Source organism: Methylobacterium indicum (assembly GCF_001043895.1).
Taxonomy (GTDB): domain Bacteria; phylum Pseudomonadota; class Alphaproteobacteria; order Rhizobiales; family Beijerinckiaceae; genus Methylobacterium; species Methylobacterium indicum.
In genome coordinates this window covers 1-815 of the sequence record NZ_JTHF01000383.1, presented here as the reverse complement: position 1 = coordinate 815, position 815 = coordinate 1, and the positions used below count along the sequence as shown (strand labels likewise).

The window sequence follows — 815 nt, the reverse complement described above, 5'->3', positions numbered from 1 at the left end:
CATCGCCGCGGCGATGCGAAGACCTTGAGGTATGGGCAAGGATCAGCAAGATCCGGGCCGAACTGGGGCCGGAGTGGGGTCCGTCCCTTCAGTGCGGCCCGAGAGCGGACAGAGTTGTCGGAATGTGGCGGCGCGGGAGAAACTTGCTCTCTGGCCCGCGCCACCATGTCGCTGTGGCGGGTTTGCCTCAATCCTTCAGCGGATCGTGGCCCCAGTTCATGAGAGAGTAGCGCCAGCGCGAGGTCTCGGCGTCCTCCTTCGGTCCGCCCTGAGCAAGGTGGCGTTTGACGTAAGCCGCGACCTTGCGCATGTCGGCATAATCGTCGTCGGTGAGATCCGCCTTCTTGGTGTGCTTGATCTCGACGATCCGGCGTCCCTGGTGATGGCCGACCGATTCGCCGCCCTTGGCGCTCTCCTGCTTGGCGCCGTCGCTCCAGCCGACCGAACGGCTCTCCTCGCTGTCGAGCCATTTCTCCAGCTCGCCCGGACTCATGTTCACCGCCTCGCGGAAGGCCTGCCAGGTCTCCTCGTGGTCGGTTGTCTCGTCGTCGCTCGTCCGCGATGCCGCCTGCTTGCTCATGTCTCGCCTCGTCCTCGATCCAGTCGCGCATCAACGCCACTGGGGCCCGGACGTTCGTCGTCCCCTTGTGGATCCGCGGCAGACGGTGGGGCGTGCAGGCGCTGAGCGGACTTGCGTTGGTAGGCCACACGCTACACGACGCTGACGAAGGGGGATGCTGGACTTAGGCGTTCCGTAAAAAACCATCCCTTTCCCGGACGACTGGAGCGTCAGCGGAAGGAGATCCGGGATCCAG

The 815-nt window shown here is 64.8% G+C and carries 1 protein-coding gene; it reads right to left on the bottom strand.

Annotated features, from left to right (window positions below):
* Positions 1-187 precede the first annotated feature (187 nt).
* Positions 188-580 (bottom strand): DUF3140 domain-containing protein, encoded by a 393-nt coding sequence (locus tag QR78_RS30505; protein ID WP_048431387.1) that lies wholly within the window; start codon positions 578-580, stop codon positions 188-190.
* Between the last annotated feature and the right edge of the window lie 235 nt (positions 581-815).